This is a genomic window from Secundilactobacillus folii, assembly GCF_009720675.1.
GTDB lineage: Bacteria > Bacillota > Bacilli > Lactobacillales > Lactobacillaceae > Secundilactobacillus > Secundilactobacillus folii.
Genome location: NZ_WNJO01000001.1, coordinates 219,184 through 240,716, shown reverse-complemented (window position 1 = coordinate 240,716; position 21,533 = coordinate 219,184). Strand labels below are relative to the sequence as shown.

Annotated in this window: 19 protein-coding genes and 1 riboswitch; of the genes, 9 read left to right on the top strand and 10 right to left on the bottom strand. The window is 45.4% G+C overall.

Annotated elements, in window-relative coordinates; genetic code table 11:
• Positions 1 to 5: 5 nt before the first annotated feature.
• Together thiF and thiS are read right to left on the bottom strand one after the other, a co-directional pair.
• Positions 6 to 650 (bottom strand): sulfur carrier protein ThiS adenylyltransferase ThiF, encoded by a 645-nt coding sequence (gene thiF / locus GM612_RS01075; protein WP_155430525.1) that lies wholly within the window; start codon positions 648 to 650, stop codon positions 6 to 8.
• Positions 651 to 664: 14 nt separating this feature from the next.
• Positions 665 to 865 (bottom strand): sulfur carrier protein ThiS, encoded by a 201-nt coding sequence (gene thiS / locus GM612_RS01070; RefSeq protein WP_155430524.1) that lies wholly within the window; start codon positions 863 to 865, stop codon positions 665 to 667.
• Between the two features lie 95 nt (positions 866 to 960).
• A riboswitch (TPP riboswitch) is annotated at positions 961 to 1,050 on the bottom strand.
• Positions 1,051 to 1,251: 201 nt separating this feature from the next.
• Here thiS and thiE point away from each other — a divergent pair.
• On the top strand, positions 1,252 to 1,890 hold the full coding sequence (gene thiE / locus GM612_RS01065) for a thiamine phosphate synthase (RefSeq protein WP_155430523.1): 639 nt from the start codon (positions 1,252 to 1,254) through the stop codon (positions 1,888 to 1,890).
• A gap of 68 nt (positions 1,891 to 1,958) precedes the next feature.
• On the opposite strand, the gene GM612_RS01060 is transcribed toward thiE, so the two are convergent.
• The gene (locus GM612_RS01060; protein WP_155430522.1) at positions 1,959 to 2,720 is read right to left on the bottom strand and encodes a flavodoxin family protein; all 762 of its coding nucleotides are present in this window, start codon (positions 2,718 to 2,720) and stop codon (positions 1,959 to 1,961) included.
• 221 nt (positions 2,721 to 2,941) lie between these two features.
• Here GM612_RS01060 and GM612_RS01055 point away from each other — a divergent pair, with 221 nt between their 5' ends.
• From GM612_RS01055 to glyS, 8 genes are all read left to right on the top strand, one after another.
• The gene (locus GM612_RS01055; protein WP_155430521.1) at positions 2,942 to 3,910 is read left to right on the top strand and encodes a PhoH family protein; all 969 of its coding nucleotides are present in this window, start codon (positions 2,942 to 2,944) and stop codon (positions 3,908 to 3,910) included.
• Positions 3,911 to 3,924: 14 nt separating this feature from the next.
• Complete coding sequence (ybeY, locus tag GM612_RS01050; protein WP_155430520.1) at positions 3,925 to 4,413, top strand: rRNA maturation RNase YbeY; 489 nt, start codon at positions 3,925 to 3,927, stop codon at positions 4,411 to 4,413.
• Positions 4,397 to 4,801: a diacylglycerol kinase family protein gene (locus GM612_RS01045; protein WP_155430654.1), complete on the top strand. Its 405-nt coding sequence runs from the start codon at positions 4,397 to 4,399 to the stop codon at positions 4,799 to 4,801. The genes ybeY and GM612_RS01045 overlap by 17 nt, the downstream gene beginning before the upstream one ends.
• 2 nt (positions 4,802 to 4,803) lie before the next feature.
• Positions 4,804 to 5,709, top strand: coding sequence for a GTPase Era (era, locus tag GM612_RS01040; RefSeq protein WP_155430519.1), 906 nt, complete (start codon positions 4,804 to 4,806; stop codon positions 5,707 to 5,709).
• Positions 5,710 to 5,724: 15 nt separating this feature from the next.
• Entirely contained in the window at positions 5,725 to 6,504 is a 780-nt protein-coding gene (gene recO, locus GM612_RS01035) for a DNA repair protein RecO (protein ID WP_155430518.1), read from the top strand.
• 215 nt (positions 6,505 to 6,719) lie between these two features.
• A complete protein-coding gene (locus GM612_RS01030) occupies positions 6,720 to 8,129 on the top strand; it encodes an MFS transporter (protein WP_246147456.1) in 1,410 nt (469 codons plus the stop codon).
• A gap of 336 nt (positions 8,130 to 8,465) precedes the next feature.
• Complete coding sequence (glyQ, locus tag GM612_RS01025) at positions 8,466 to 9,392, top strand: glycine--tRNA ligase subunit alpha (protein ID WP_155430516.1); 927 nt, start codon at positions 8,466 to 8,468, stop codon at positions 9,390 to 9,392.
• A complete protein-coding gene (gene glyS, locus GM612_RS01020; RefSeq protein ID WP_155430515.1) occupies positions 9,392 to 11,464 on the top strand; it encodes a glycine--tRNA ligase subunit beta in 2,073 nt (690 codons plus the stop codon). Before glyQ ends, glyS begins: the two co-directional genes overlap by 1 nt.
• Positions 11,465 to 12,039: 575 nt before the next feature.
• Here glyS and GM612_RS01015 read toward each other — a convergent pair.
• From GM612_RS01015 to GM612_RS00985, 7 genes are all read right to left on the bottom strand, one after another.
• A complete protein-coding gene (locus GM612_RS01015) occupies positions 12,040 to 13,263 on the bottom strand; it encodes an acyltransferase (protein WP_246147455.1) in 1,224 nt (407 codons plus the stop codon).
• Between the two features lie 246 nt (positions 13,264 to 13,509).
• Complete coding sequence (locus tag GM612_RS01010; RefSeq protein WP_155430514.1) at positions 13,510 to 14,847, bottom strand: hypothetical protein; 1,338 nt, start codon at positions 14,845 to 14,847, stop codon at positions 13,510 to 13,512.
• Entirely contained in the window at positions 14,840 to 15,526 is a 687-nt protein-coding gene (locus GM612_RS01005; RefSeq protein WP_173021179.1) for a DUF4867 family protein, read from the bottom strand. Before GM612_RS01005 ends, GM612_RS01010 begins: the two co-directional genes overlap by 8 nt.
• Before the next feature lies 1 nt (position 15,527).
• Positions 15,528 to 16,196 (bottom strand): transaldolase family protein, encoded by a 669-nt coding sequence (locus tag GM612_RS01000; protein WP_155430512.1) that lies wholly within the window; start codon positions 16,194 to 16,196, stop codon positions 15,528 to 15,530.
• A gap of 18 nt (positions 16,197 to 16,214) precedes the next feature.
• Positions 16,215 to 17,627: a glycoside-pentoside-hexuronide (GPH):cation symporter gene (locus GM612_RS00995; RefSeq protein ID WP_155430511.1), complete on the bottom strand. Its 1,413-nt coding sequence runs from the start codon at positions 17,625 to 17,627 to the stop codon at positions 16,215 to 16,217.
• Between the two features lie 11 nt (positions 17,628 to 17,638).
• On the bottom strand, positions 17,639 to 19,018 hold the full coding sequence (locus tag GM612_RS00990) for an aldehyde dehydrogenase family protein (RefSeq protein WP_155430510.1): 1,380 nt from the start codon (positions 19,016 to 19,018) through the stop codon (positions 17,639 to 17,641).
• Entirely contained in the window at positions 19,015 to 21,030 is a 2,016-nt protein-coding gene (locus tag GM612_RS00985; RefSeq protein WP_155430509.1) for an alpha-glucosidase, read from the bottom strand. The genes GM612_RS00990 and GM612_RS00985 overlap by 4 nt, the downstream gene beginning before the upstream one ends.
• Positions 21,031 to 21,533 lie beyond the last annotated feature (503 nt).

The following is a 21,533-nucleotide window of genomic DNA, read 5'->3' as shown; positions in this document are numbered from 1 at the left end:
ACCTCCTAGATTGTGGGTTGTCCAAGGATTAAACGTGTGACCATGTTAGCTTCATGACCCGCGGCAATCATGACTCTGGGTGCCATTAAGCCTTCTGCTCCAGTAGAAGTCCCGTCACCAGCGATGTACAGGTTAGGTCGAACTTGTTTGGAAATAATGCTATTGGAGCTATGAATGCCGGCCATTCCGGTGGCCATTACGATTGGCTTGGACGGAAAGGCTTCACTGGCGGCATCAAGCAGCATGGCTTTTGCGCTGGGATCATCAAACGCTTCGCAAATAATATCAGCCGTTTCAAATAGGGTTGCGACGTTGTCGTGATCAATCTTTTTTGCGACCGCGTCGATGGTAACAAACGGGTTGAACTCTTGCAGATTTTGTTTGAGTGCGACAACTTTATCCATTCCAACCTGACTGAGCTTAAACTGCTGACGGTTTAAATTACTGAGCTCCACCTGGTCAAAATCGATCAGGGTTAAGTGGCCCACACCAATGCGTCCTAATGCAATTGCAATGTTTGAGCCAAGGCCACCAGCCCCAGCAATCGTGACGTGGGCATCAGTCAGCTTAGTGGTTGAATCAGCGACGTTTCGGGCTTTCATTCCTTGATAGACATCATCGATCGACATTCCTTGAATGGTTGGTTGCATGTCTTGCGTCCCCCTTAACGACCGCCGCCGACAAACGTGATCAGTTCAAGTTTGTCGTTCGGACTGAGTGTGGTGTTTTCAAATTCTGGCCGATGAATAATGTGGCCGTTTAGTTCAACGACCACGTGATCAACTGGTGTTTGTCGCTGTTCTAAAAATGTCTGGATGTTGAGACCAACTGCCTCAGCTACAGGTTCGCCATTTACAATAACCATAAAAAAATCCCCTTCCAATTTGACTACCAAAGGAAGGGGTGAGCTTAATTGCCGCGCAGTTAACTTTTGGGCGGGAAAGGCTCGAGACAAAATATCATTAGTTAAAGTTGTCTTCCTTCGGTAGTACAAACTACATCAGGTTCGATGGGTATGATCTCAGCCAAAGGGCACCCCAGACGAACTAACGTGATTAAATTATTTGAGTCCATGGACTCGATGCTTATATTTATAAAGCAGTTTATTGTTTTAGTCAAGTAAAATTTATTGTGATTCGTCCCTGTTTTGAATAAATACAGGGTGACTTTTCGTCGGCATTCCGGTACACTTATTCACGATATTAATGCCAGTCGATTTAATTAACAGCAGAGCTGATAGGGGGATTTCACATGCAACTTATTAACCGGCCGTTGTACTTGGTAACTGATTCGCTAACTTATTCCCAAACCGCTTTTTTGACTCAGATCGAAGCGGCGTGCCGTGGTGGGGTTGACATTGTTCAACTGCGAGAAAAACAGCTCAGTTCTAGAGATTACTATCAACGTGCACTTGCTGTAAAAGTAATCACCGACCGTTTTGAGGTCTCTTTGATTATCGATGACCGTTTAGACATTGCTCAAGCAGTCAATGCAGCCGGCGTTCACCTTGGCCAACAAGATCTATCAGTTGCCATTGCGAGAAAAATATTGGGACCAGATAAGCTGATTGGTGCCACCACTAAGAGCGTTGAACAGGCGCTTGAAGCCGCTCAGCAAGGAGCTGATTACCTTGGTGTAGGAGCCATTTTTCCGACAACCACACACGTTAAAACCGTGCACACCAGCGTTGAAACTCTAACTGCAATCAAAAAAGCTGTTCGCGTACCAGTGTATGCCATTGGCGGGTTGAACGCCCAAAATGTTTCAGTGATTCAGCCCGCCCAAGTGGATGGTGTGGCGGTTGTGTCTGCAATCATGAAGGCCGACGATCCGTTACTGGCTGCCCAGCAGTTACGAGCGAAAATTGTTGCGGTAACGGCAAAAAAATAGCACCTCAGAAGGTTATCTCAGATGCTAAATGTATGATACAAATTAATAATTGCTATCTGCAATAATGCTTAACGACGGCGATGTTTTACAACGGTGAAAAAATGTAAGATGCTGGCTAGTAAAACGTAGAAGATCAGGACAAAAGTAATGTATGTCAGCCAAAAAGTACCTGGTGTGATCAAGTGAAACAGAAATTGGATACCCATCGTTAGAAAGGCCATTACAGCAATCATACAGAAGAGTTCAATATAGCGCTTCATAGTGTTATCATCTCGTTTCGGTTTAGTAATTAGTTTGGCGCCTAACTGCTGTGCTTGAGAAAGTTTTTGCTCGGGAATTTTATCCATCAGTAAGGTTCCTGGTAAAACCAGTTCTTTAATTTTGATCAACCCGGCTGCTGACATCACTTTGTCGATGGTGCGAAAACTGTTGTCGGTAACGCCCGTCACCCAGTTTTCAATCGTACTAGCGTAGCAGCTAGTGATACTCATGTAATGTTTATTTTTAAAACGGTCCGGGTGCGTGCCACCTTTGTGATCGAACCGGACTAGGCGACCACGCATACAATCTAAAAAGTCCTTCATTTTTCCGGCTAGGCCACCCCAATATGTTGGCGCAGCTAACACCCAGACATCGCTTTCTAGTAGTTTGGCGGTTAACTCATCAAGTACTGGATCGCGCTGACCAACCTGATCGGGCTGAAAATGGTAATCCTCCAAGTAAATGGTTTCGACCGTGTGCGGGGTTGGCACACCGGCGAGTACTGCAGCCAACATTTGCGCAGTTAGACCGGTTTGCTTGTGGGCCCCCAGAATGCCTAAAATCTTCATTTACACCACTCCTATCTTAGGAATATCATACCTCAAAAATGGCATATTTGGCATGATAATTTTGTTATATAGTGATAAATGAAAACGTCAATTTTGGACGCTTTAACAATCATTTTGGAGTTGGCCTATCGCTTGTGTAACACTTGTTCGAGCTTTTATGTGCGCTTTGTCGTATAATGGTTTTTGGAAGACTAATTTAATAGTAAAGGAGTCAATTATATTTGGCTGACAATTCTCAAACTGAAAAAGAATATATCTTAGCAAAACCAGAGCAGGAAGTAGCTATTTTGGGCGCTCAAGACCAATTTGTTTCCCTTCTTGAAGAGGGACTTGAAGTGTCTGTGCGGCCATTTGGTAACTCTATTAAAGTCTCTGGTGCACCTTTTCAAGTTGAAAAGGCAATGGCAATCTTAAAAAATATGGATCAGCTGGTGCAAAAGGGCATTCAGTTAAATAGTGCAGACGTGGTCAGCGCAATGAAAATGGCTGATCGCGGTACCCTTGATTACTTTATGGATCTCTATACGGAAACGCTGATCAAAGACGCTAAAGGGCGGGCTGTGCGAGTCAAAAATTATGGTCAACGGCAGTATATTGATGCCATTCGGCACAATGACGTGACGTTTGGCGTCGGTCCAGCTGGGACCGGGAAAACCTACTTGGCTGTGGTCATGGCAATTGCGGCTTTGAAGCGTGGCGACGTTGAAAAGATTATTTTGACACGGCCGGCTGTTGAGGCGGGTGAGAGCCTGGGCTTCCTACCTGGTGACCTCAAAGAAAAGGTTGATCCGTATTTGCGGCCAATTTATGATGCTTTATATGCTATTTTAGGTGCCGAACACACAAATCGATTGATGGAACGTGGCGTAATTGAAATTGCACCGTTGGCCTATATGCGTGGGCGAACTTTGGATGGCGCGTTCGTTATTTTAGATGAAGCGCAAAACTCAACCAATTCACAAATGAAAATGTTCTTGACTCGACTGGGATTTGGTTCAAAGATGATCGTTAACGGTGACGTAACGCAAATTGATTTACCGCGAAATAGTCAGAGTGGGCTGGTTCAGGCCATGAGTATTTTGAAGGATGTTAACCATATCGAATTCGTACAGTTTACGGCTGATGATGTGGTTCGTCACCCCGTGGTTGCAGCAATCATCAACGCTTATGATGCGGTTGAAAATAATTAAGGACGAGTATAAAAATGGATCTAGAAATATACGATGAAACCAAGAATGGTGTGCCTGAAGAACACGTTCAGCTTGTCAAGGACGTTCTTGAGTATGCGGGCAAATACATCAAACTTAAGGAAAATACCGAGATGTCGGTGACGTTTGTCAATAACGATTGGATTCAAGAGATTAACCGTAAATATCGCGGGGTTGACCGGGCCACTGACGTTATCAGTTTTGCAATTGAAGATTCTTCAGACGAAGATGCGGAATTTCCACTTGTGATGGATGATGAACTAGCTGCTGAGATTCCCGAAAACATTGGTGATATTTTTGTTTCGGTGGACAAAGTCGGTGAACAAGCTGAGTATCTGGAACACTCGTACGAACGCGAACTGGGCTTTTTAGTGGTACATGGATTTTTGCATTTAAACGGTTATGACCATATGAAACCAGAAGACGAAAAAGTGATGTTTAAATTACAGAGGGATATTCTCGATGCTTATGGGCTTAAACGATAAACAGCTTAATAAAAATAAGTCTTTTTTACAGTCTGTGATTCACGCACTCAGCGGCGTTTACAGTCTGATATCTACGGAACGTAATTTTCGTAAGCACTTAGTGATGGCACTAATGGCTATTTTACTGGGTATTTGGCTTGACCTGAGTATCACAGAGTGGCTTTGGATCACGCTGGCAATTTTTGTGGTCGTGGTGGCGGAAGTGTTGAACACGGTGGTGGAGTCCATTGTGGACTTGATCGTTGGTCACCACTACGACAAGTCAGCTAAAAAAGCCAAGGACGTGGCGGCTGGTGGGGTTTTGATCGCCGCCATTTTTGCCGTGATTATTGGCTGTTTAATTTTTATTCCAGAATTGATACAACAATTTCACATCGGAGGTAATTAAATTTGGATAATCCAAACTATCGGAGTGGGTTCGTGGCCATCGTCGGCCGTCCCAACGTGGGAAAATCGACGCTATTGAACCGTGTGGTGGGTCAAAAAGTGGCCATTATGTCGGATAAAGCACAAACGACCCGCAATAAGATCCAGGGAATCTACACAACTGACTCGGCTCAGATCGTTTTTATCGATACGCCAGGGATTCATAAACCGAAGACCGAGTTAGGCGATTACATGGTTAAGTCAGCGCTATCATCACTAAATGAAGTGGATGCTGTTCTCATGATGGTCAACGCTGAACAGAAGCGTGGTGCGGGCGATAACTTCATTATTGACCGTTTGAAAACCGTCAAAAAACCTGTTTATTTGATTATTAATAAAATCGATCAGATTCATCCTGATGATCTGCTGGTCGTCATTGATCAGTATAAGGACGCACTACCATGGCAAGAAGTGATTCCAATTTCAGCGTTGGAGGGTAATAACGTTGATGAATTAATGGAAGAGTTGACTGGCAAGTTACCCAAGGGGCCTCAGTACTACCCCGATGATCAAGTGACCGACCATCCTGAACGCTTTATCGTTTCTGAACTGATCCGCGAAAAGATTCTTCAGCTTACGCGTCAAGAAATTCCTCACTCTGTCGCGGTGGTGGTCGATAAAATGAGTCGGCAAAACGAACAGAAAATTCATATTCAAGCAACGATTATTGTGGATCGACCTAGTCAAAAGGGCATTTTAATTGGCAAGGGCGGTTCAATGCTTAAAAAAATTGGGACGCTGGCCCGACAAGATATCGAAAATCTACTGGGAGACAAAGTTTATTTGGAGCTGTGGGTCAAAGTTGTCCAAGGCTGGCGTGATAAGTCTTCTGCCCTTCAGTCATACGGATATCGAAAAGACGATTATTAGAATGTGGTGATGGTAATGGCTGGACAAATCATGGATTTTCACGGTATCGTCATGTATCAAAAAGAATACCGTGAGCGTGATATGCTGGTGAAGTTTTTTACTCAAGAAGCGGGTAAGCGGATGTTTTTTATCCGCGGTGCCAAAAAACGCGGGTTTAAAATGACGGCTGACCTGTTGCCCTTCACTTTTGGCGAGTATGTCGGCGATATCCGTGATGGCGGACTATCGTACATTAATGCGGCCAAGGACACGACTAATTTGACCCATATTTCAGAAGACATCATTAAAAACGCTTACGCCACTTACATGATGTCGTTGCTGGACTTGGCAATCCCTGATAATCAGCTATTAGGCGGCTGGTACTCGCGTTTATTTCACGGTTTATCACTGATCAATGATGGTTTTGATGAAGCCATTATTACCAACATTTTCGAGGTGCAAATGATGAGCCTGTTTGGGGTCCAGCCTAATTTACGCGGCTGCGTGATCTGTGGGCGAACGGATCTACCATTTGATTATTCGGAGTCCTACGGCGGTTTGCTTTGCCAACAACATTGGCATCTTGACCCCAACCGGCTGCACTTAGACCAGCGCACGATTTACTATTTGCGGCAGTTTTCAGCTGTGGATCTTACCAAATTGAAAACGGTGACCGTGCATGATGAGACGAAGAAAAATTTACGCCGGGCACTAGATATGATCTATTCGGATACGATTGGCGTTTATCCAAGGAGTAAACGGTTTTTAGATCAGATGTTGACTTGGAATGGGTCTCGTCCTACCAGCAATAAATGATCAATGCTGCTGACCAGTTAACGCGTCAGTAGTGTGGCACAAATGGTTAATTACTTTTTAAAATCAATCAAAACGGCTGTTGCCGACGCTTAACGTCAGCTAACAGCCGTTTTGATGTTGACTGAGAGGCTTAAACGATCGAGGCTTCAAATCACAATAATCAGCCATTTCAAGTTATAATCATGCCAATAAGAGTAGCATTGGGGGTTGAAATGATGAGTGAAGTGGAACCACGGCGCTGGTGGATCCTGCTTTCAATTGGGATCTTCGCCTTTATGAGTAATTTGGACTTTAGCATTGTAAACATTGCCATGCCAATCATGGCCAAACAGCTTGATATTCCCATGAATCAAATTGAGTGGGTAGTCTCGATCTATTTGATTATTGTGAGTGCGCTCCTTTTGTTTTTTGGTAAGTTAGGCGATATGTATGGCAAAATTAAAGTCTTTCGGATCGGAACGGCGATTTTTATTATTGGTTCTTTTTTATCCGGTCTGCAATGGACCTTTAGCTTTTTGCTTCTAGGTCGAATTATCCAAGGAATCGGCTCTGCCATGACCTTGTCAAATACTTACGGAATCACCACCGCGACCTTTTCGCTTAAGGAACGGGGGCGGGCAATGGGTTTGATTGGCACTTTCGTGGCCTTCGGCGCCGTGGCTGGTCCTGGGATTGGCGGCTTAGTACTGTCCCGGTTGAGCTGGGGATACATTTTCTGGATCAACGTACCCTTAGGAATCTTTGCCGTGATCCTTGGTCAAATTGTCTTACCCAAATCAAAGCCTCAGTCTACAAACAAGGGGATTGATTGGCCTGGATTTTTATCCTTCGCGTTACTGATCGTCAGTTTTTTTCTCGCCATTTTCTGGGGTCAAGAAGTTGGGTATTTAAAACCGGTTCCAATCATTGGTTATGTCATTGCAATCCTGTCGCTAATTTGGTTCATCCGAGCAGAAAAGCGTAGTTCGTCTCCACTAATGCCGTTAGGAATCTTTAAAATTAAGGCTTTTTCGTACGGTGTTGGCGCAGCCATTTTAATTTTTCTGTCTAATTTCTTTACCGTTGTACTGATGCCGTTTTATTTGGAAGATGCTCGACAGCTAAGTGCGGGTCAGGCCGGTTTGTTACTGGTGATTTTTCCAATTGTGATGATGGTCATCGGTCCCGTTGGCGGCGTGTTAGCCGATCGTTTTAACCCGGCTAAAATTGTGGCTTTAGGGTTGAGCACCGTCGCACTATCTCAATTAGGGTACTGGTTCTTAGATTTGCGCAGTCCGCTTTGGGTCTACGTGGTGATCACCGTTATCATGGCGGTCGGAACTGGTTTATTTCAATCACCTAACAGCGACATTGTGATGTCAGTGGTCGGTAAAGATCAGTTGGGTAGTGCAGGCAGTATTAACGCGTTAGCGAGAAACGTTGGGATGGTCTCCGGTACGGCGCTGTCAACTTCAGTCCTGTTTACCGTCATGAGTCTAATTGCGGACACTAAAGTGACCACCTACCTGCCCAGTCGCCCAGAATTATTTATATCCGGGATGCACGTTGCATTTACCGGCTCATTTCTACTGATCCTTGGTGCCATTTGGCTCTCGGCAAAGCAGGGTTCAGTCAATCTAAAATAGTGGTTGGTTAGGTGTTAAATACCTGGTTCAAGCACGGTTTGACATTTGCTGGTCAGACGCTTAGAATAATGAAGAATTAAATAGTGATCGGCAATGAAAAAAGAGGGTTGATTCCGTAATTATTAAGCGACTTCAGGGTTGGTGCAAGCTGGAGTGATTGGGAATCGATTGGCACTTTTAGAGCTGATGTAAACGAAGCTGCTGGGACTTTCCCAGAAGTAGGGTGGAACCGCGAAGATATTTTCGTCCCTATGTATGTCTATCAGACTACATTGGGGCGTTTTTTTGTGCTTATCTTGACCCACATTGTCGTCACAAATAGGAGGATTTTGGTTTATGACCAAGAAATTGTCAATGCAACAAATTATTTTGACCTTGCAACAGTATTGGTCCGCACAAGGTTGCATGCTAATGCAGGCCTATGATACGGAAAAGGGTGCCGGAACGATGAGCCCCTATACGTTTTTGCGAGCAATTGGTCCAGAACCCTGGAACGCTGCTTATGTAGAACCTTCACGGCGACCTGCAGATGGCCGTTACGCGGAAAACCCGAACCGGTTGTATCAGCACCATCAGTTTCAAGTTGTTATGAAGCCGTCACCTGAAAACATTCAGGATCTTTACTTGAACAGTTTAAAGGAATTAGGGATCGATCCCCTAGAGCATGATATCCGGTTTGTGGAGGATAACTGGGAGAACCCATCAATGGGATGTGCCGGAGTTGGTTGGGAAGTTTGGCTGGACGGTATGGAAATTACCCAGTTTACGTACTTTCAAATCGTTGGCGGTTTAGAAGTTGATCCTGTGACTTCCGAAATTACTTACGGTTTGGAACGACTTGCTTCCTATATTCAAGACGTGGATAGCGTTTTTGACTTGGAATGGGGCGACGGCGTCATGTACGGTGATATTTTCCGTGAACCCGAAATTGAACACTCGACCTATAGTTTTGAAAAGAGTAATCAAAAGATGCTGTTACAGCTTTTTGATGATTACGAGTCGGAGGCTAAGCAACAGATCAAAAACGGCTTAGTCCACCCAGCCTATGACTATGTTTTGAAGTGTTCACATACGTTTAATTTGCTTGATGCGCGGGGGGCCGTCTCGGTTACTGAACGGGCTGGTTACCTTTCTCGAATCCGTAATATGGCGCGCAGCATTGCCCGTGCTTTCGTTGCAGAGCGTAAGAAGTTTGGCTTCCCGTTGATCAAGGATGAAGCTAAACGGCAGGCATTATTAGCAGACGGGGAGGATAAGAAGTAATGGCACATACCTTTTTACTTGAAATTGGACTGGAAGAGATGCCGGCACACGTGGTGACCCCTAGCATCAAACAACTCGTTCAAAAAACCAAGCAGTATTTGAAGCAACAACGAATCAGTTTTGCTGACATTAAGTCGTTTTCAACGCCACGTCGATTAGCTGTTCAATTGACTGGTTTAGCTGATAAGCAGCCGGATATCGATGAAGAAGTCAAGGGGCCAGCTAAAAAGATCGCTCAGGATGCTGACGGCAACTGGACCAAGGCTGCTCAAGGCTTTACTCGCGGTCAAGGTGTGACCGTTGATGATATCACTTTCAAAGAATTGAAGGGCACCGAATACGTTTACGTTGAAAAGCACATTGCTGGTGAACCTGTGGAATCCGTTTTGGCTGGTTTGAAAGACGTTGTTACGGGGATGACTTTTCCAACCATGATGAAGTGGGGCAGTTACCACTTCGAATACATCCGACCAATTAAGTGGTTGGTAGCCCTGTTAGATGACAAGGTGATCCCGTTTGAAATCTTGGATGTGTCAACAGGCCGTGAAACTCGGGGTCACCGCTTCCTAGGCAAAACCATTACGCTAGAGCAAGCTTCAGATTATGAGGCCGCATTAACCAGCGAATACGTCATTGCTGACGCGGTTAAGCGAAAGGCTCAAATCAAGAAGCAGATCGATCGAATTGCTGAACAAAATCACTGGGTGGTTAAAGTCAATCCGGACCTGCTGGAAGAAGTGACTAACTTGGTCGAATGGCCAACGGCATTTGCGGGTGGCTTTGATGAGAAATACCTGACGATTCCAGACGAAGTGTTGATCACTTCAATGCGTGATCATCAGCGCTTCTTCTACGTACTAGATGAGAAGGGTAAGTTGCTGCCACACTTTATTTCCGTGCGAAATGGGAATGAAGCTCACCTTGAAAACGTGGTGGCCGGGAATGAAAAAGTGCTGGCCGCTCGTTTATCGGATGCCATGTTCTTCTACCAAGAAGATCAAAAACAAACGATCGATGAATACGTAGAACGGCTGAAATCAGTTAGCTTCCATGATAAGATCAGCACCATGTATGAGAAGATGCAGCGAGTAGCAGTGATTGCCAAACAGCTGGGGCAAACTCTGGGCTTAAATGATGCGCAGATCAAAAACCTTGTCCGCGCTGCTCACATTTATAAATTTGATCTGGTCACCGGTATGGTGGGTGAATTTGCTGAATTACAAGGCGTGATGGGTGAAAAGTACGCCCTCTTGAATGGTGAAAATGCTGAGGTGGCACAGGCCATCCGGGAACACTATATGCCAATTTCTGCCGATGGTGATCTGCCTGAGTCAACGGTTGGCGCGGTACTGGCAATTGCCGATAAGCTGGACAGTATTTTAACCTTCTTTGCCGCTGGCATGATTCCAAGTGGTTCCAACGACCCTTACGCATTACGTCGTCAAGCGACTGGAATCGTCCGGATCATTCGTGAGAATAACTGGCACTTTGACCAGACGATGGTTGAAAATGCCATTCAGGCCGAAACTAGTGAAAACGTGGCACCTGATTTAGACCAGAATGCACAGATCAGTGATGTTGAAGCCTTCTTAAAGGACCGGATCAAGGTGACCTTACTGGGTGAAAAGGTGGAACATGATATCGTCGATGCGGTGATTCAGGGACCCAATACTGATCTTTTAGATAATTTTGCGGCTGCTAAAGTTTTAAGCGATCATCAAAATGATGAAGACTTTAAGGGGACGATTGAGTCCTTAACTCGAGTCTTGCGGTTAGCACAAAAAGCGGATCCTAATCAAATTGCACCAGTGGATCCAGCACTATTCAACAATGACAGTGAATCGAAACTTCACGAAGCTGTTGACGGTGTTGCAAAGCAAGCTGCCGAACTTGATATTCCAGGCTACTACAGTGCCTTAGCAGCATTGAAGCCAATTATCAATAACTATTTTGAAGCTACGATGGTGATGGACAAAAATGAGCAGATCAAAAATAACCGTTTGAGTCAACTCAAACAGTTATCTGATTTGATTTTACGGCTGGGTGATTTGAATCAATTAGTTGTGAAATAGTTTTTTGGTTAACTTGAATTCAATTTTCAAGGTCGCATAGACTTAGTCTTGATTTGAGTTTATTGGATAGTTCTATATGTTGAAAAACATTTTAAATCGATAATGAATAGTGCCACTCGACAACCTATTGAATAGTGATATAATATGGGTATGCTATTAATGAAACTGTAATCAAATACCAGCTCTGAGCGCCGGAGGCTCAAGCTGGTTTTTTGTGTCTTATTCGATTCTGCGGAGTTTGGGCGCTTTTAAGGTCAGGTGCCTGCAGGTTTAAATAGCACAAATTAACGCCAAAGCGAAAAATGAAGTTCAAAAGGACGGAAAACCAAGCTACTGAGAGTGAGACAAAACTGGTTAGATTCTAGAATGACAGCAAAGAGCGCCGTGGATTCCTGATTTGGAATCTGCGGCGCTCTTTATTTGCATAGACGGGATCTGAGTTTTAACGCACGTTTAGGTCATGTACAGTCTCGGGGATGAGTGATATTTTTAACGACCTCTGCGTTAAGATATCAGTTCGATACTTACCAGTACTAACTTTTGGCCACTCTTTTTTTGTGGCTTAGAGTTGATCATCATTTGATGGTTTCATTTTTAAGCTGTCGTCTGTGAGCCACTTGGCGATTCTTCTTCAGTATGTGCCACTGCGGTCGACCGATGAGGATGCCAAACGGGGGTACTTTGTAGCAGAACCAAGCAACGATAAATGAAACACCGATCACAAAAAGGTAGCTGATCGGCAGTGCCCAAAAGAAAGCCCAATCGGGAGCTTTGATCAGCATCAAGGCCCGATCCAAGATATTGAGCCCTAGTTCCTGGTCAAGGTAGATGCCAAAACTGATCAATGCACCATTTTTAATAAGCGTTTCCGCCCATTGCCAGATGCCGTGTTGGCGCCAGTAAGCATACTTTCTGCCCAGCCAAAAAACCAGGATGATCATCATCGTATCATAAACCAGCATGTAAGGCTGATGCGGGGAAACGGATTGGCCTTCACTCAATCCAAGTACTGATTCGTTATACCACAGAAAGTAGGGAATTGTCCCCAGGCCTAACCCAATCGTGATCAATGCAATTGCCTTGATGTGTTTTTGGATCCAGGCTGAGACCTCCTGATAGTGCAACATGGTATAGGCTCCAAAAATGAAATAAAACTGGTATGTAAAAACATTATCGCCATAGTTATTGAACCACCAGAGCCAGTGAGACCGATCAATGCGTGACACCCAGTATTTAATGAGAAACATTAGCATCATTTGGATAAAGAAGCTACTGACTAAGATCAAACGATGGTGGTTCACGGTTTTAAAGAGCTTCACGATTAGAGGGAAAATGACGTAGAGCTGTAACGTGATCAAAATGTAATAGAGATAAAAACGATCCCCGTGGATAATGGCATCCCAGTAAGTCTGTGAGAATACGGACAGGTTGGCTAGGTGAGGATCTGAGAACAACATCATCGCAAACAACAGTAGAAAGTTCCACAATAAATAGGGCCAGCCAGAACCCGCAAACCGCTTCTTAAAAAAAGTGGGCCAGGCGTTTCGATTATAATAACTAAGGGTCAAGACGAGACCAGTCATGAACATGAAGCCCATCCGTGTAAAATGGAGCATTAAATGGGTGGAAATCAGTGTCATGTAGGGCCAACCATTTTTGTCCACCATCCGGGTTAGAGAACTGGTCGTTGTATGGTTCAGCAGCACACCACATATGAAGAAGATGCGCATAAAGTCGACGCCGTAAAGGTGCGGGCGCTTCTGAGTGGCACGATTAACCAAAGCAGGTTGTAACTGCAACTCTATCACTCCAATCGAAATAATCCTTGATTTTACTAGCTTAGCAAAAGTAACTTAAAGGCGACTTAATTCACTATATGCCCTGAAACAGCCTTTAATTTGCGGGTATTTACCCTGTTTCCAAATCGCTTTTGAGCGCCAGTTAAACGCTGAATGACCAATTAAAATGGCTGTACACTATAAAATTGCATACAGCCACTTATTTATTATAATGATATTGCTTTAACACTCAGTGATTGGTACTGATTAATTGAGATAAACTTTAACCGGCAACTTTAGTAATCGGCCTAACGCTTTTAAATCTTCAACGTAGTCGCCATAAGCAATTGCAAAGTGGGATTCATAACCGTTTTCGACCAAGTCATCCACTAATTTAGTCACGTTTTCTTCCATTTGAATGCGGCCTGAAGCACCATTGAACTGCGGTTTAGTGTCTAGAACTGTCCCGCGTGAAACAGCTAGTGAATACCCGTCCAATTCGGTGTAGTGGACCCGCAGCAAGGTCACTTGGCCAGGCTTCAACGACATATTAGGACTGACCGGCATCTTTCGGTTGGGATGCACGCTAGCTTCGACCCCGTACTTCGGGTTTGCTAACGAAAAAGCGCCATAGTCGTGCCAGGTGGTTAGAGTGTTATCGGTTGGGTCCATACTTGCAAGGTCGCCCAGAAAGATGGCGTCGTGATCAGCTGTCATTTCCTGGAGGATGTACATGGACAGGGCACCATGAATATCACATTCCATGGCGGTTGGTAACAGCTGGTCGCAGAGTTGTGACCAAACGGCACCCGGTGCACTGTGATACTTATCAAAAAAGTCTGGCCAGCAACGCGAAGCGAGGGCCCCTAAGTGATCGGTTGCTTGATACTGCTGCATCAGTGTGGCAAATTTTACGTAGCGAATGGTCTCTTCCGCCTCTGGATTTAGACCTGTAAAATGAGCATTAGCGTAGTCGAGTTGTTCAGCATACACGGCTGGGGCTAAGGCTAAAGCACGTTCAAATGCATCGTCGATGTTGTAGTGAATTAAGGTTGCGCCAAAGCGTACGTGAAGTTCGTGAGCGTTGGCATCTGAGAAGAAAAAGCCGGGTGGATAAGTGCCAACGACACCAATGTTTAGATGGGCGAGCGCATCTTTTACGGTAGCAGCTTTCACAAAGCTGCCAATTTGGCTTCGAACAGCTGGCTCGTCAGGGTTACCATAGACATGGTTAAATTGATGGTGCTGACTGGCTAAATAGTTGCCAGAACTCATCAGGCCGGTGAGTGCGTTTAAGCGTAACCACCCACCAACGCTAGGTTCGTGCGGAGCCAGGAGTAGGATTGGCGTAGTCGGATACCATTCGTGGACCAGTTTGATAAATTCAGCATCCGTAAAGGTGGTGTTGTGAAAAATAATGCCGGCAATTTGTTCATGCTGAACCGAACTTAAATAATGACTCAATTCCGTAGGGTCACCAAGTGCTGATTCTGGTGTGAGCACTTCGTATGGCTTTAGCTGCTGGCGCGTTGCCTGCATGATTTTTTCAGCAGTATCAGCGTCAAACTTTCGTCTAACAACGGGAAGATAGATGATTTTACTCATAAATAGTTGCCTCCGTAACTGGGTTAATGTAATAATTCTCGCCTGATAAACCGACGAAAGCGCCTTTGTTGACCATTTGCTGGTTATCAGGATGGGTCAGTAACCATTTGTTGTGCTGAAATAGCAGGTCGTCTGGTTGACGCTGACCTTTCAGTGGGCTATTGGTCTGTGCCGTCAGAATAACGAGGCACTTGAAGCCACTTGCTAACACCCGGTTAGGCGCAAAGTGCAGGGTGGTGGGATAAACTTCGATTGCCGTGCCATGCGGGACAAAGAAAGCTCGGGCATAGGCAGTACTTGTTTGATTGTTCACGAGGTTTCGACGGTGGGTGAGCCACAGAATCAGGTCTGTACCTGCCAGGTTAAGTTCAGAGCAATTATGGAATTCAAAAGCGTTGATTCGATTGCTATTGCCATTGCAGTAGCCGATCTCGATCGGTTGTTCACCGTAAAAATTTCGGCTGATGATCTCACGTTGGCCAGTTAATAAAAACTGTGAATCATCACGCACGTAAACGTTATTTTGCTTAGGGATTTCAGTTCGATCAATCAGTATCCGGTTAAGTTCGGTTTGGTAAGGTAATTGAATGACGCGTCCATAATTGGCGAAGCTTAAATCAGTGACGCTTTGTATCTGAATCTCTGGGTTTTCTAAACGAATTCGGTCAAGAATGGTCAAATTAATCCCCCGTTTCTGTGTGATCCCAAGCATTTTGAAAAATTTGCAATCCGAGGTCAGTATAAGGATTACGAAAACTATTTTGATAAACCGCTAGCGAGCAGGTGACAATATCAGCACCGTAGATGGCTGCTTGTTGAATCTGCGTAGCGTTGCGAATGGCAGCCACAATGATTTCGGTGTCAAAGCCGTAATTATGATAAATCGTCATGATATCTTTCACGTAGCTCATGCCATCATCGCCATAGTCTTCTTTCCAGCCAACGAATGGTGAAACGTACTTAGCGTGAATCTTGCCAGGCATGATTGCTTGGGCAGGTGAAAAGACCAGCGTCATATTGGTTCGAATTCCAATTGCCTCCAGGTGGCGAGCCGCTTTGATACCTTCGGGATTAGTGGGAATTTTAATCACGAAATTGGGTGAGATCTGGCTGATTTTAGTGGCCATAGCTACCATGTCGTTAGCCGTCTTCAAATGTGGATCGATCTCAACGGAGACTGGAAAGTCGGGTTTATCAGCGACGTAGTTAGCGATATCTTGGATCGCTGTCATAAACGACTTGCCACTGGCCATGATGTGCTTTGGATTGGTGGTCACACCATCAAAGCCGTAATCTTCGTAAGCAATTTTGATTTCATCTAACTTGGCACTGTCTAAAAAGTATTTCATCGGAAAGACTCCTTTAATTTAATTGGTTTCCAGCCGTTCGCTGCCACGTTTTTGCAGTAACTCGGCAACGATCCGTCCGTAACGTTGATCAGTCAAAGAGTAAGCATAGTACATCAGCACAATAGTGGCGATCGATAGAGCCGCAGAATACAGAAACATCAAACCGCGGATACCTAACAGGGCTTGAGCTGTCTGGGTCTGACCCGGCGCGTAACCCACCCAGGCCAAAATGATTCCCGGGACAAAGCCAGCGATGGCCTGGGAGAGTTTTCTAAAGTAAGTAAAGAACGAGTAGACCATGCCTTCCGAACGGATACCCGTTTGCCACTCGCCGTACTCGACACAATCGGAAACTAACGCCCAGTTCAAAGCGCTGGTAAAGCCATCCCCTAAGTACGCTACAGCAGTGAAGAAGACAAATAACAAGGTGTTGTTAGCAAAGAAGAAACCTAAAATATCTGCGATCGCCCAAATCGCACAGCCCAGCATGTAGACGTATTTTTTATCGAACCGCTTAGTGAGAATGGGTGCTAATAGAACCGAGACGAAGACCATGCCAATACTGAAGAAGCCAAGAAGGGAGACGGCTCCTGTGTCCTTCAAAATGTACTTGGCATAGTAAACTTGGACGGTCAGCTTTAAGTTAAAGGCTGAAAAAGTAAAGAGGTTCACTAAGCTCAAGGTCATCAGCGGTTTATTTTTTAACAGGGCTTTAAAGGAGGCCTTTAAGGTCTTCCGTGAGACTTTATCACGAGCTGGCGAAGAGTAATTTTCCTTGATGTTGGCGTAGGAAAACCATTGGGAAGCTACGCCCAGGATGGCAAAGATGACCACTGCGATGGTATAGCCGGTGCCTTCGTTAGTGAAACTGTTGACGATTGGCATAAAACCAATCGTGGCCAGCATCAGTCCCATGTTTGACCCGGCTTGCCGCCAGGAAGCCAGTTCGGCTCGTTCCTGACTGTTTCGAGTCATGGTTGGAATCATGGAGCCAAAGGGGACGTTGGAAATACTGTAACAAGTGCCGAATAGCATATACGCAATATAGGCCCAAATTAATTTACCCGTCACCGAAAAATTGGGCGTGGTAAAGTTAGCAATCAGTAACATGGCTAACGGAATGGCGGCCCACAGAAGAAACGGGCGAAACTTGCCACGCTTGCTAATGTTGGACCGGTTGTCGATCCAAGTTCCGACCCCCATGTCTGCGAAACCATCCCAGATTTTTGCAACCAAGAAGACGGTACCGGCTGCGGCACTTGGCAGTCCTGCTTGGTCAGTGAAGTAGTTCAATAAGTAGAGCTGTCCCATGTCAAATAAGAAGTTATTTCCCATATCGCCCACAGCGTAAGCAATTTTATTTCGAAGCGTTACCGTTCGCGGTGCATCCTGGTTTTTAACGGTGGCAGCTTTGGTTTCTGAAGTCTCCATCAAATGCCTCCTTAATTTTTGGTGCCCTTAGCAATCATTTTTTCATTGGCAAATTCATACAGTGCCAAATCACTCATTTCACGGCCGTAACCCGAATTTTTAACGCCACCAAATGGCAGCTCCGGATAGCCATTAGAAGGCTGGTTGATAAAGATCTGCCCAGTTTCTAACCGTTGTGCTACGGCAAAAGCTTCGTCAGTTGAGCCAGCATAAACGGATCCGGCTAGACCATATTGGGATTGATTAGCCCGCGTGATCGCTTCTTCAGTCGAATTGACCACCTCAATCTGACCAACTGGCCCGAAAAATTCCACATCGTACATCGGGTTGTCAACCGTTAAGTTGGTTAATAGGGTCGGTCGAAATGCATTTCCTAACACATCGCTATCAACACCGCCAGCAACTAACTCTTTGGCGCCGTTTTCAAGCGCAATTTTAACCTGTGTCTGCAGTCTTAATTGCGCAGTTTTTGACGATAACGGGGCAATGGTTGTGGTATCAGCCATGGGATCACCCATAACCTGGGATTCAAAAACCCGAGTCATTTTACGGATAAATGTTTCGGCTACGGCTGCCTGGACGATGAAGCGCTTCGCTGAGGTACAGACTTGCCCAGCGTTGCGTAACCGTGATGTGGCCCCATCTTTGACGGCCTGATCCACGTTGGCACTGTTCAGTACAACGAAGGCGTCGTTACCACCCAGTTCCAACGTGGATTTTGTCAGTGATGCGGCAGCTTCAGCGCCCACAGTACGGCCGGCTTTGGGTGAACCGGTCAGCGCAACACCTTGAATCCGTGGATCAGCAATCGCTGTAGCAACCTGGTCGTTAGATAAGAATAGGTTTTGGAAGGCGCCATTTTCGACGCCAGCCGACCAAACTAGTTTTTCAAATAAACTGGCACATCCGGCTACTATAGCTGCGTGTTTTAAAATGACCGGGTTGCCCAGTAAGAAGTTCGGTGCAAAGACGCGCATAACTTGCGTGTACGGAAAGTTCCAGGGCTCGATAGCTAACACGATTCCGGTGGCATCGTATTCGAGAAGGGCTTGCTTGCCATTTTGATAGGTGTAAGGTTTGTTTTGAAGGGCTGTGGCACCGTGATTGACGTAGTACTGGGCGATTTTAGCGGCGGCCTTTGCTTCACCCAAGCCCTCGCGATAAAGCTTACCCATGTTGGTAGTGGCGGTTTGAGCAAGCTCAACCGTGTGTCCCGCAAAGGTATTCGCGATATTTTGCAATTGCTGTCGCCGAACTTCTAAGGGCTCACTATAGTGGCTATGGTAGTAATCATCACCAACGTGCAGGGCGACTTCTAATTGGGCGTCTGTCGTTTGAGGATATTCAGCAACCCGCTGACCGGTATAGGGATTAATGACTTGATAATTCATTGCAGACCTCCTAGAGTTTGAAATAATTTGGTATATGGCGATTGTTGACGGTAGAAAACGGGTGGCTGCCCAAGCGGAGCCGCAACCTGATGAGTGCCACTGCCATATGCTTTACCAGACCAGAGATGAACCCATTGATCGTCTGGCAGAAATACCGGCCAAGTTTTCTGGGCTGGTTGGGCAACGGGCGCTACTAGCAGGTCCCGCCCAAACAGGTATTCGGACTGGCAGCGCATCGCCTGTGAGTCGTCGTAATACATCATTAGCGGCCGCTGAGCGGGTAAGCCCAGCTTAACGGCGTCGCGAACCACGGCCTGGCGATACGGACTAAGGGTCACAAACCAATCAGTGCATTTGGCCAAATGATTCATGGCCTCCGGGTCATCATAGACTTGGAAGTTCTGATCAGGCCGGTTGCCTTCATGGGTTCGCATGATTGGCGTAAAGGCCGCCATTTCAGCCCAGCGCATGAAGAGTTCCTTGGTTCGGACGTTGCCATACATACTGGTATAGCCGCCAATATCGCTGTGACTGAGGCTATTGCCGATCAAACCACTGGAAAGTGCTGCTGGGATGGTGAAGATCAGCCCATCGTCACGGCTCCAATTCACACTTTGATCCCCGGCCCAGAGCAATTGGTTATAATGCTGGCTACCAGTGGCTCCAGCACGCATGAAGTAGAGGAGCTGATCGGCGTTGGGGGAAGCACGGACTGCCTCATAGTTGCATTTAGCCCACAGTACCGGCCACTGATTATGCCGCGCCATGGGGTCAGAGTGGTCGAAAAGGACCACGTCGGTGGGTAAGTATTCACCAAAGTCAGCCATCCAGCCGGCGAATCCTTCATTGATCAATCGTTGCTGAATCAGCTGCTTGAACCATTCAAAGGCGGTTGGATTTGTAAAGTCCACTACGCCGCAGTTGAATTCCCCGAAATCCACTAGATAAACGTCGCCAGCTTTGTTTTTGGCAAAGTAGCCGTTGTGAGTACCAATTTTAAATAAGGCTGAATCCGAGGCCACGTATGGGTTGATATAGCCTAGAAAACGGATACCGGACTGGCGCCAAGCGTTGATTTGATCCTTCAGGTTCGGATAAAGAGAAGTGTCAGGCTGCCAGTCCCAAAATAAGCGTTTCCCAAAGCTAGTCATACGGACACCTTCCCAGTCTTGGCACCAGAGACCCGCAATTTTAACGCCGTGAGCTTCAAGACGGGTCTTAATTTCGTTGACCCGTTTGGTACCCCCTTGCAGCCCCAGGATGACACCGTTATTCGTCCAATCAGGCAACCCACGAGTCCGGCCTAATAACCGGCTTAATTTAGACGTTAAACTTTCAAAATCAGTTGCGGTTTCAAACGTCAGCTTAGTTGGGATCCCCCAAAACTGCAGTTCGTGGTGATCAGGAGCTCTAAAGTCAAAATCGGCGTAGGTATATGTATCCGCGTGGCAATAATACTTTTGACTTGAAATAAAGGTTGCCTCCGGATAGTTTGTAGTGTAGTAATCACCACCGGCATGTTCTTGGTCCGCCTGGAAAGTCGTCAAGGTGTGTTTATTGCGGCCAATACCAGGTTCTGACGACCATAGCGGAAAGTGGTGACCCCGCAGATCAAAATAGGATAGTTGCTCGCCGCAACCATATATCTGTTCGTTGGCTTGCGCGTTCAGACGCAGCCAAAGTCGATTCCAATTGCCTTTAAGGATGGTTGGGGTGACGACGAGTCGATCTTGTGCCGAGAGTAAAAATTTTAATGAGAGATAAGCGATACTTTCATGCCCAAGTAACAGAGTCCAATCGGATTTATTTTGGGTGATCTTGATGGTTTGGAGAGGAATCTTTTCACTTAATGTATCTCTCATCTCAAAGTTTCCCCGGTGCATCTGAACGGATGCGGTACCGCGACCCAGAGAGGCAAGCGGGAACGAAGTGAGCTGGTTAAACAAAACGATCTGGTGGTATACCAGCTTATCTTGAATAATGTTTAATTGCTGCAATTGATCAGTAGTCATAGAATTCCTCCGTTTACTTAATCGTTAATGGTTCTGTGGAATGGAAACTCAAACGGCCTAAACCATTTAATTTAAATATATGCCAATAATAATTTAAGTGCTAAAAAATGCATAAAATAAGCTGTTTAATAACTATACCAATTCAAAAATTATTTTTGTGATAATAAGTATACCATTAGTAATTAATAAATCAATATACTGTTATAAGCACCGAATAATTAGTATCCGTGCTTTCACAAATTAGCTATACCATTTGAAAACAAAAGCTGAGTTATCCGAGGACTAATTTATCAGGAGGCGTTTTAAAATGAATCACGAGACTTATTTTCAAAAGAAATTTGTTGAACTTTCATTTAGCATGTCATTTAGAACTAAAGCGTTTAATCCATAACCGGTTAAGTTTGGTTTAAGGCCATTAAAAATAGTTGAATGCGGTCAAATCTTCGTACCAGATCCAGTTCAGTGTCATTTTTAGTGTATTTTGCGACCATTATGTTTTCGGC

Coding starts and splice junctions, on each gene's coding strand:
- thiS (WP_155430524.1), bottom strand. CDS start 865: ATGGTTATTGTAAATGGCGAACCTGTAGCTGAGGCAGTTGGTCTCAAC.
- GM612_RS01010 (WP_155430514.1), bottom strand. CDS start 14,847: ATGAGTAAAATCATCTATCTTCCCGTTGTTAGACGAAAGTTTGACGCT.
- GM612_RS01000 (WP_155430512.1), bottom strand. CDS start 16,196: ATGAAATACTTTTTAGACAGTGCCAAGTTAGATGAAATCAAAATTGCT.
- recO (WP_155430518.1), top strand. CDS start 5,725: ATGGCTGGACAAATCATGGATTTTCACGGTATCGTCATGTATCAAAAA.
- GM612_RS01030 (WP_246147456.1), top strand. CDS start 6,720: ATGAGTGAAGTGGAACCACGGCGCTGGTGGATCCTGCTTTCAATTGGG.
- glyQ (WP_155430516.1), top strand. CDS start 8,466: ATGACCAAGAAATTGTCAATGCAACAAATTATTTTGACCTTGCAACAG.
- GM612_RS00985 (WP_155430509.1), bottom strand. CDS start 21,030: ATGACTACTGATCAATTGCAGCAATTAAACATTATTCAAGATAAGCTG.
- thiF (WP_155430525.1), bottom strand. CDS start 650: ATGCAACCAACCATTCAAGGAATGTCGATCGATGATGTCTATCAAGGA.
- glyS (WP_155430515.1), top strand. CDS start 9,392: ATGGCACATACCTTTTTACTTGAAATTGGACTGGAAGAGATGCCGGCA.
- ybeY (WP_155430520.1), top strand. CDS start 3,925: ATGGATCTAGAAATATACGATGAAACCAAGAATGGTGTGCCTGAAGAA.
- GM612_RS00995 (WP_155430511.1), bottom strand. CDS start 17,627: ATGGAGACTTCAGAAACCAAAGCTGCCACCGTTAAAAACCAGGATGCA.
- GM612_RS00990 (WP_155430510.1), bottom strand. CDS start 19,018: ATGAATTATCAAGTCATTAATCCCTATACCGGTCAGCGGGTTGCTGAA.
- thiE (WP_155430523.1), top strand. CDS start 1,252: ATGCAACTTATTAACCGGCCGTTGTACTTGGTAACTGATTCGCTAACT.
- GM612_RS01045 (WP_155430654.1), top strand. CDS start 4,397: ATGGGCTTAAACGATAAACAGCTTAATAAAAATAAGTCTTTTTTACAG.
- GM612_RS01060 (WP_155430522.1), bottom strand. CDS start 2,720: ATGAAGATTTTAGGCATTCTGGGGGCCCACAAGCAAACCGGTCTAACT.